The following is a 9541-nucleotide window of genomic DNA, read 5'->3' as shown; positions in this document are numbered from 1 at the left end:
CCCAGGGCCCGTGGACATCAGTAGGAGAAGTCGAGCTAGCCACCCTGCGGTGGGTGCACTGGTGGAACACCAAACGTCTTCACGAGGCGTTGGACTACGCCACCCCACAAGAAGTAGAAACCGAGTATTATCTCACCGAGCCCATCAACACAGGGCCGTAAAAGAAGCGGAACCAAACCCAGGACGCTTCAAACCAGCTCCAAGAAAGGCCTACGCATGTTCCCTTCGCTCCGCCGTCCCCGCTCCCGCGCTTTGCTCGCGCTGCCCGCTACTGCCGCGCTCTCCGCATCGCTGATTGCTGTTGCCCCGGCGGGCGCGGTGGTCGTCGATAAGCCTGTGTACGACCAGGCCAAGGATGCTTCCGCCAAGATCGCTCCGATCGGCTCGTACGACGCTGGCGTCTTCGACGAGTCCGGCGCGGAGATCGTGGCCTACCACAAGGCCTCGAAGCGCGTGCTCACCGTGAATGCGAACTCGGGCAAGATCGACGTACTCGACATCGCCGACCCGACGGCACCGACCAAGGTGGGCGAAGTTCACGGCGGCGACGACACCACGATCAACTCCGTCGCCGTGCGCGAGGACGGCCTGGCGGTCGCGACCGTGGAGCCGGACGAGGACAAGACGAAGCCCGGCGAAGTCATCTTCTTCGACGCCGGCGCGGACACGCCGGGCGAAGTGCTCGGCCGAGTGGGCGTGGGCTCCCTGCCGGACATGGTGACCCTGACCCCCAACGGCCGCTACGCCCTGGTGGCAAACGAAGGCGAGCCGGCCGAGGACTACTCGGTTGACCCGGAGGGTTCCATCTCCCTCATCCGCCTCGAGCACGACGTTGCCGCACCAACGCAGGACAAGGTCCGTACCGCCGACTTTTCGGCGTTCGAGGGCACGTTGGCGGACAAGGGCGTGCGCATCTTTGGCCAGGTCGGCGCCTCGAAGACTGAGGCGCAGAACCTGGAGCCAGAGTACATCGCCGTCGACGACAACAAGGCGTATGTGACCCTGCAGGAGAACAACGCGATCGCTGTCGTGGACATCACCTCCGGCAAGGTCGAGGACATCTGGCCGCTCGGTGTCACCGACCGCCGCGAGGTGCCTTTCGACGCCTCCGACAAGGACGACACGACCAACATCTCCAAGTGGCCGGTGAAGTCCCTCCTGCAGCCGGACTCCATCGCCGCCTACAACGTCGGCGGCGAAACCTACCTGGTCCTGGCCAACGAGGGCGACTCGCGCGACTGGGACGGCTACTCCGAAGAGGCGCGCCTGAAGAAGTTTGGCAAGAAGGACGTCGCCCCGATCTGCGAGGGCTACGCCGGTCTCTCCGCGGACCAGCTCGAGGAGCTGCAGTCCGACGAGCAGCTGGGCCGCCTGAACATGACTACCTCCATGGGTCTCAACGAGGAGAAGGGCTGCTACGACGACCTGTACAACCTGGGCGGGCGCAGCTTCTCCATCTTCACCGCGGATGGCAAGCGTGTCTTCGACTCCGGCTCGCAGTTCGAGGAAATCACCTCCCGCATCCTGCCCGAGTACTTCAACTCGAACCACACCGAAACCTCCTTTGACACCCGCTCCGACGACAAGGGCCCGGAGCCGGAGGGCGTCACCGTCGGCGAGGTCAACGGCCGCACCTACGCGTTCATCGGCTTTGAGCGCCTCGGCGGCGTGATGGTTTACGACATCACCGACCCGAGCGCTCCGAAGTACCAGGCCTACGTGAACAACCGCGACTTCTCGATCAACATGGAAACGCTTGCCGACGAGGGCGAGGAGCAGCTTCGCGACGGCCTATCCAAGGTCGGCGACCTCGGCGCCGAGGGACTTACATTCATCCCGGCCGCGGACTCCCCGAACGGCGAAGCACTCCTGGCCGTGGGCAACGAGGTCTCCGGCACCACCACGCTCTTCCAGGTGGAATCCCTGCTGGACAAGGCGGAGGAGCCGGAGGAGACGCCGGGTGAGGAGCCTGGCGAGACGCCGGAAAAGAAGCCGGAAGAAAAACCGGACTCCCCGGATCAGCAGACTGGTGACGAGCAGGAGGGCTCCTCCACCGCGGGCAAGGTTGTCGCTGCGGTCACAGGCGTGCTCGCCGCTCTGGTGGCACTCGTTGCCGGAGGCGTTTCCCTGGGCCTGATCCAGAACCCGGTTGACCAGCTGCTCGGCCAGATTCCGGGCGCACCCAAGCTTCCCTTCTAGTGGGATTTCGCGGACGTTTGCCCGCGACCCAGTAGTTTTGCGAAGCAAACCCAGCTAAGCTGGAGCTCGTTTTGAACAAATGGATGGTGTGGCACCCTGCACTATCCTTTTCGTAAGAAACCTGCTACTTTCTCTAACGACATCGCTGTAACCGAGCTGTAATCTTTCAGCCCGGTTTCGGCGCAGGACCAAAACTCTCACGAGGAGCTAGAAACTAATGAAGCGTATTTCCACCGCTGCCGTCGCAGCTGCAACCGCACTGGCCATCACGGCAGGACCGGCACTGGCTGAGGACGCGACCACCACCCAGACTGCTACGGTTACCGCTACCCCGACCGAGAAGCCCACCACCGCGGCTACCGAGACCTCCGAGCCGACCGCCGAGGCTCCCGCAGGCACCGAGGGCGAGGGCACTGAGACCACTCAGCCGACCACCCCGACCAAGCCGGCTCCGCAGCCGAACAACGGCAAGTCCTCCGGCTCCTCCAACGGCCACATCGTCGGCTTCGTATCCGGCACCCTGGCGGCAGTCCTGACCACCACCCTGATCGTTGCTTCCGACCCGACCGGCGCAAACAAGATCATCGACATGGTCAACGCGCAGTTCCACCTCGGCATCCCGCACCTGAACATTCCGAAGGTATTCTAAGACGCGGCACTTCGGCGGGGCTTTCACTCGAAGGCCCCGCCGATTTTTTCTCTCTACTCCCACTGGAAGGACACAAAGTGAAGGCGACCTACCCCGTTGCTGCTGCCACCGTCGTTGCACTCGCCGTAGCAGGTCTGAGCCCCGTTTCTGCGAAGAGCACTGACCCAAGCACGACCGAAACTTCCGCGACTACCGGTGCGGCTCCGGCAGGCACGACTGCCACGCCCAGCCCGTCTGCAACCGCGACGCCGAGCCCCTCTGCGTCAGCAACCGGATCCGCCACTCCGTCGCCCTCCCAAGACGGTCCTACACCGGTGACGGTGACGGTGACTGCACCGGCTGTGACCGCAACGCCCACCCCGTTCCGCGCAACGGGTCCGAGCTCGGAGTGGATCAACAAGGGCATTCTTGATGAGCGCGGCGAGGAGATCTTTACCTACATCAACTTCGCCATCACGATGCTAGCCGGCCTGATCCAGGCGCTTTCCCTGGTCGTGGCGGCGAACCCGCGGATGCAGGAGCAACTGAAGGCAGCGCTCGCCCAGGCGGGTATCAAGTCCTAGGTGCTGGACGGCCGCACGTTTTTTTGGGGGGGCGCTGCGGTTGTCGGCGTGGTGGTTCTGAGCGCGGCGGGTCGGTGCCAAACGGAGCTAGCTCTATCTACAACCAACTGCGCCGCGCGACCAGGCAATTCACCACCCCGCCACCACCAAACGGAGCTAGCTCCATCTACAGCCGACAACGTCGCGCGACCAGGCAATTCACCACCCTGCCACCACCAAACAGCGCTAGCTCCATCTGCAACCGACAACGTCGCCCGACCAGGCAATTCACCACCCCGCCACCGCCAAACGGAGCTAGCTCCATCTACACCGGACCAACCGGTCCCGGCCGGCGGAGCACAGCTACCCCAAAATTCCCATTCCCATCGTAGCCTTGAGGTCCCCCATGAGGCTTGCCGAGCGTTCCACGCGCAGGTGATCGCCCAGGACCATCATCTGGCTGTGGTCCCCGTTCACTAGGTTGAGAAACACGTCGGAATCGCCAGGGTTGTTCAGCAGCACGTCTTTGAGTCGCGCGATATTCTCCACCGTGCACTGGTCCGTGCGCAGCGTCAGACGCAGCGGCAGGCCAGCGCCGTGGCCGGGCCCAAGCTCGGGGACCTTGACGTCGTCGCCGAAGAGGCTCATGCGCTCGTCGCGAATGGTCACGCGGGCCTTGACAAGGATGATGTTGTCCTCGACGATTTGGGGCGCAACGAGGGAGTACACCTTGTTGAACAGGAGAACGTCGACCTGGGCGCCGTGATGATCCTCAATGGTCACGATCGCCCACGGGGAACCGTCCTTCTTGGAGAAGCGGCGGTCCACGCTAGAGATGAGGCCGCCGAGCGTGACCTCCGAGCCGTGGCGCAGCTCGCCCGACAAGACCGTGGTCAGCTCGGTGTCGGTTTGCGCAGCAATCGCCTCCTCGAACCCGTCGAGCGGGTGGCCAGAGACGTACAGGCCGAGCATCTCGCGTTCCAGCGCGAGCTTGTACTTCTTGTCCCACTCGTCGTCCGGAATGTCCATGGTGAACACGGCCGAGCCACTCTCCTGCCCGTCGTCTCCGCCGAAGCCTGCGAACAGGTCGAACTGGCCCTTGTCCGCAGCCTTCTTCGTGGTCAGCACGGAATCGACCATGTCTTCCTGCACGAGCATCAGCCCCTTGCGCGGGTGCCCGAGCGAGTCGAACGCGCCGGATTTGATCAGCGATTCCGTGATTCGCTTGTTGCAGGCCAACAGATCGATCTTGTCCAAGTAGTCGGAGAAGCTCGTGAAGTGGCCCTTCGTGCGGCGGGTTTCCTTGATTGACTCCACCACCTCGGCGCCGACGTTGCGCACCGCGGCGAGGCCGTAGCGGATGTCCTCCCCAACAGCCATGAAGTTTTCTTCCGACTCATTAATGTCCGGCTGCAACACCGAAATGCCAAGGTGACGGCAGTCCGACAGGTAGATCGCGGACTTGTCTTTCTTGTCGCCAACCGACGTCAGCAGTGCAGCCATGTACTCAGCGGTGTAATTCGCCTTCATGTAGGCCGTCCAGTACGACACCAGCGCGTAGCCAGCGGCGTGCGACTTGTTAAACGCGTAGGACGCGAACGGCTCGATCGTGCCCCACAGCGCGTCCATCGCTGCCTTGGAGTACCCGTTCTCCTGCATGCCGCCCCAGAACTTGTCGTACTGCTGGGCGAGCACCTCGGGTTTCTTCTTACCCATCGCTTTACGGAAGCCGTCTGCCTCGCCAGCCGTGTAATTTGCCACCTTTTGAGAGATACGCATGATCTGCTCCTGGTACACGATGAGGCCATAGGTCTCGTCGAGGATCTCGCGCAGCGGCTCGTCCAGCTCCGGGTGGATCGGAGTGATGGGTTTACGCCCGTTCTTGCGGTCCGCGTAGTCCCAGTGTGCGTTCACACCCATCGGACCCGGGCGGTAGAGCGCCAGCGACGCCACGATGTCCTTGAAGCCGGTCGGCTTCATGCGTTTGAGCAGCTCCTGCATGCCGCCGGAGTCCAGCTGGAACACGCCGAGGGTCTCGCCGCGGGAGAGCAGCTCGTACACGGCTGTGTCGTCTGTATCCAGCGTTTCCAGGTCGAGCGTTTCACCGCGGTTCTTCTTCACGTTCTCCAGGGCGTCGCCAAGCACCGTAAGGTTGCGCAGGCCCAGGAAGTCCATCTTCAGCAGGCCGATGGCCTCGCAGGCCGGGTAATCCCAGCCGGTGATGATCGCGCCGTCCGCCGGGCGCTTCCACATCGGGATGTGGTCCATGAGCGGCACGGACGCCATGATCACCGCGCAGGCGTGCACGCCGGCCTGGCGCACGACGCCCTCGAGGCCGCGAGCCGTCTCGTAGATTTTGGCCACATCCGGGTCCGTCTCGATCAGTGAGCGCACCTCGGCTGCCTCGGTGTAGCGGGCGTGCTCCGGATCCGTGATGCCGACGAGCGGGATGTCTTTCGCCATGATCGCGGGGGGCAGGGCCGCGTTGATGCGGTCTGCCATCTGGAAGCCGGGCTGGCCGAAGTTCACCTTCGCCGAGTCCTTGATCGCCTGCTTCGTCTTCACGGTGCCGAACGTGATCACCTGGGCAATCTTGTCCTCACCCCAGCGCTCGGCGGCGTAGGTGATCATCTCGCCGCGGCGGCGGTCGTCAAAGTCAATATCAATATCGGGCGCGGACGGACGCTCCGGGTTGAGGAATCGCTCGAAGAGCAGGCCGTGTTCCATCGGGTCAATGTTGGTGATGGTCAGCGCGTAGGCCACAAGTGCACCAGCCGCCGAGCCACGGCCCGGCCCGACGCGGATGCCCACCTCACGTGCGTGCTTAATCAGCTCCGCGACGATGAGGAAGTAGGACGGGTAGCCTTTCATGTCGATGACGTCGATCTCGTATTCCGCGCGCTTGAGGTACTCCTCTGGGACCTCGCTGCCGTCGAAACGCGCCTCGAGCCCGCGTTGAACCTCCTTGCGCAGCCAGCTCGTCGGCGTCTCGCCCTCCGGCACGTCCGCGATTGGCATGCGATCGTGCGGGTGGTCCTCCCAGAGCTCGCCGTAATCGCCGACGCGCTCGGCAATCCACAGCGTGTTGTCGCAGCCGTCCGGCACGGTGGAGTCCCAAATCTCGCGCATCTGCTCTGCGGACTTGATGTAGTAGCCCGTGCCGTCGAATTTGAAGCGATCCGGGTCCATCATCGTCTTACCGGTCTGCACGCACAGCATCGCTTCGTGCGCGGGTGCCTGGGATTCCAGCACGTAGTGGCAGTCGTTGGTCACCAGCGGGGGCAGGTCCAGTGCTTTGCCGATGCGCAGCAGGTCGTCGCGGACACGGCGCTCGATGTGGAGCCCGTGGTCCATAAGCTCAAGGAAGAAGTTGTCCCGCCCGTAGATGTCCTGCCACATCGCGGCAGCCTCCAGGGCCTCGTCGTATTGGCCCAAGCGCAGGCGCGTCTGCACGTCGCCGGACGGACAGCCAGTGGTGGCGATAATGCCGTCCGCGTGTTCGGCGATGAGCTCTGCGTCCATGCGGGGCCACTTGCCCAGCTGTCCTTCGTAGGAGGCGAGGGACGACAGCTTGAACAGGTTGTGCAGTCCCGTGGCGTTTTCCGCCAACATGGTCTGGTGGAGGTAGGCACCGGACGCGGAGACGTCGTCGCGCTTCTGGTCCGGGGTGCCCCACAGCTGGCGCTTCTTGTTAAAGCGAGACGCCGGGGCCATGTAGGCCTCGATGCCGATGATCGGCTTCACGCCAGCGTCGACCATGCGCCGGTAGAAGGCATTAGAGCCGAACATGTTGCCGTGGTCCGTCATACCCACAGCAGGCATGCCCTGGCGCACCACTTCATCGGCCAGCAGGTCCACCTTGGCCATGCCGTCCAGCATGGAAAACTCGGTGTGGTTGTGGAGGTGGACGAAGGAGGAGTTTTTGGCCATGCGGGTCATCTTAACCCGACTCAAGAAACGGCAAAACCCCCGTGATTACGGGGGTGTGATTCGCCGCGACGGCGGCGCTTACTCGTAGCGGAGCGCCTCAATAGGCTGCATCTTTGCCGCCTTCGACGCCGGGTAGGCGCCGAAGAACACGCCGGTGGCAAGTGAGAACAACAGCGAAAGCAACACTGCACCGACCGGGGGCCACACGAATGCGTCGAACGCCGCGGTGGCGATCATGCCGACTGCCCCGCCGAGGATGACGCCGATGACGCCGCCGACCAAGCAGACCAGCATCGCCTCGACGATGAACTGCGTGCGGATGTCGCCGTGGGTCGCGCCGAGCGCCTTGCGCACGCCGATCTCGCGGGTGCGCTCCGTGACCGTAATCAGCATGATGTTCATCACGCCGATGCCGCCGACCAGCAGGGAGATGCCGCCGATTGCGGAAAGCACCGAGGACATGATGCGGAACACGCTGGTCAGTTCCTGCAGCGACGAGGACAGGTCGATGACCTCGGCCTCGTAGGTTTCATTGCCGCGGTACTGGCGGTCCAGGTAGTCCTGCAGATCCTTCTGGAACGTGGCCGCCTCCTCCTCGCCGGAGCTGCGCACCGAGATGGACGTGAACCAATCCCCGTTCAGACCGATTCGGTCGGCCGCGGTGACGGGAATGTACGCCTCGGCGTAGGACTGCATCCCGCCGAACGCTCCGCCGCCGCCGGCGGCGCCATCCGTCTTGCCGCCGAGCACGCCGATGATGGTGAAGACAGCCGGTTGGCCTTCTTGCACCAGATCGATGCGTTCGCCCAAGGCGGAGGCGGGGTCACCGTCAAACATGGCGTCGACAAGCTCTGGGCTCACCACGGCCACCGGACGCTGGCCCTGCATGTCCTTATCGGAGATGCCGCGGCCGAACTCGACTTCGCCGCCGCGCATGTCAATGGAGTCCATGAGCGCCGGGTTGATCGTGGTGCTCACTGGGTCCTTGTCGCCGTTTTCAATCTCGCCCATGCCGGAGAGGTCGACGTCGATGCCGGTGATGCGGTCGCCGAACGCGTCGCGCATATCCTGCAGGTCCTGCAGCGTCAGCGAGTCTCGCTCGTCCGTCGGCTGCGCCTGCGACATGGCCGCAAACGGGTCGTCGGACTGTTCCTCTTCGTCGGGGCGCTCGTGCACCACGACCGGGTGCGTCGTCGTGCCCACGCCCTGCAGTCCGGACATGACCTGGTTCTCCAGGCCGCGTCCGAGGGTCATAATGATCACCACGGCCATGATGCCGATGATGATGCCCAGCAGCGTCAGCAGCGAGCGCAGTTTGTTCTTGTTCAGGCTGGAGACGGCCAGCCGGAGCGATTCTTGGATATTCACGGTGTGTCGTCTCCTTCCTTACATTCCCAGCCCGGCGGGCGTGCGCACGTTGGCAACGCGCCCATCCATCATTTCCACGACGCGCTCTGTTTCTTCCGCGAGCTCCGGGTTGTGCGTAATAAACACCACTGACTTGCCCAGGTCCTTGTGCAGCTTGTGGAACAGGTCCATCACCATGCGGCCGGTCTTTGAATCGAGTGCGCCGGTTGGCTCGTCGGCAAGCAGGAGGTCCGGGTCGTTGGCCAGGCTGCGCGCAATAGCCACGCGCTGCTTCTGGCCACCGGACAGCTCGTTCGGGTTGTGGTGAATGCGGTCACCCATCCCCATCATCTCCAGCAGCTCCGCGGCGCGCTCCTCGCGTTCCTTTCGTTCCACGCCCGCATACATCATGGGCATGGCCACGTTTTGCAACGCGTCGATGCGGCCGATGAGGTTGAAGTTCTGGAAGATGAAGCCGATGTTCTTGCTGCGGTACGACGCGAGCTCCTTATCTTCCTTGGCGTAGACCGGCTCGCCGTTGAACGCGTACGCGCCCTTGGACGGCCGATCCAGCATGCCAATCAGGTTCATCAGCGTCGACTTACCACAGCCGGATGGGCCAACGATGGACACGAACTCGCTCGGTTTTGCGTGAAAGTCAATGCCGTGTAGCACGGTCAGCTCGCTCGGCTCACCCTCGTTGTACGTCTTCACCACCCCGCGCATGTCAATGAGCAGGCCCGAATTTGCCATCGGGTTCGCAGGAGCAGGACGGTTATCGACGCCCCCACGTTCCCCACCAACGATCACCGAGCTCCCGGCCCGCTGTTTCTCCTGAGCGGAAACGGCCGACTGCTCGCCGGTGGCCTCCTCC

At 63.5% G+C, this 9541-nt stretch carries 7 protein-coding genes; 4 read left to right on the top strand and 3 right to left on the bottom strand.

From position 1 onward, the window contains the following. The 4 genes from FPP74_RS06575 to FPP74_RS06560 all read left to right on the top strand — a co-directional run. The coding region (locus tag FPP74_RS06575; RefSeq protein ID WP_144717423.1) for an integrase core domain-containing protein at window positions 1-161 on the top strand (161 nt) is incomplete at its 5' end. 55 nt (window positions 162-216) lie between these two features. Next, the gene (locus FPP74_RS06570) at window positions 217-2199 is read left to right on the top strand and encodes a choice-of-anchor I family protein (RefSeq protein WP_186439400.1); all 1983 of its coding nucleotides are present in this window, start codon (window positions 217-219) and stop codon (window positions 2197-2199) included. Between the two features lie 217 nt (window positions 2200-2416). Continuing rightward, window positions 2417-2848 carry a hypothetical protein gene (locus FPP74_RS06565; RefSeq protein ID WP_144717561.1) on the top strand — a complete coding sequence of 144 codons (432 nt, stop codon included), beginning with the start codon at window positions 2417-2419 and terminating at the stop codon, window positions 2846-2848. A 320-nt stretch (window positions 2849-3168) separates the two neighbouring features. Then, complete coding sequence (locus FPP74_RS06560) at window positions 3169-3411, top strand: hypothetical protein (RefSeq protein WP_144717559.1); 243 nt, start codon at window positions 3169-3171, stop codon at window positions 3409-3411. A 342-nt stretch (window positions 3412-3753) separates the two neighbouring features. Here the strand turns inward: FPP74_RS06560 and dnaE are convergent, their stop codons facing one another. The 3 genes from dnaE to FPP74_RS06545 all read right to left on the bottom strand — a co-directional run bounded on the left by dnaE (window position 3754) and on the right by FPP74_RS06545 (window position 9420). Beyond that, window positions 3754-7320, bottom strand: a complete 3567-nt coding sequence (gene dnaE, locus FPP74_RS06555; RefSeq protein WP_144717557.1) for a DNA polymerase III subunit alpha — start codon at window positions 7318-7320, stop codon at window positions 3754-3756. 78 nt (window positions 7321-7398) lie between these two features. Further along, a complete protein-coding gene (locus FPP74_RS06550) occupies window positions 7399-8688 on the bottom strand; it encodes an ABC transporter permease (RefSeq protein ID WP_144717555.1) in 1290 nt (429 codons plus the stop codon). Between the two features lie 18 nt (window positions 8689-8706). Continuing rightward, window positions 8707-9420 (bottom strand): ABC transporter ATP-binding protein, encoded by a 714-nt coding sequence (locus tag FPP74_RS06545; protein WP_095534973.1) that lies wholly within the window; start codon window positions 9418-9420, stop codon window positions 8707-8709. Window positions 9421-9541: the final 121 nt, after the last annotated feature.

It is taken from the genome of Corynebacterium sp. NML180780, from assembly GCF_007786415.1.
Lineage (GTDB): Bacteria > Actinomycetota > Actinomycetes > Mycobacteriales > Mycobacteriaceae > Corynebacterium > Corynebacterium gottingense.
This window is presented reverse-complemented; position numbering and strand designations above follow the sequence as displayed.

Excerpts from the sequence above, each read along its gene's own strand:
- FPP74_RS06570 (WP_186439400.1), top strand. The coding sequence starts at position 217 with ATGTTCCCTTCGCTCCGCCGTCCCCGCTCCCGCGCTTTGCTCGCGCTG.
- dnaE (WP_144717557.1), bottom strand. The coding sequence starts at position 7,320 with ATGGCCAAAAACTCCTCCTTCGTCCACCTCCACAACCACACCGAGTTT.
- FPP74_RS06545 (WP_095534973.1), bottom strand. The coding sequence starts at position 9,420 with ATGGCAAATTCGGGCCTGCTCATTGACATGCGCGGGGTGGTGAAGACG.
- FPP74_RS06565 (WP_144717561.1), top strand. The coding sequence starts at position 2,417 with ATGAAGCGTATTTCCACCGCTGCCGTCGCAGCTGCAACCGCACTGGCC.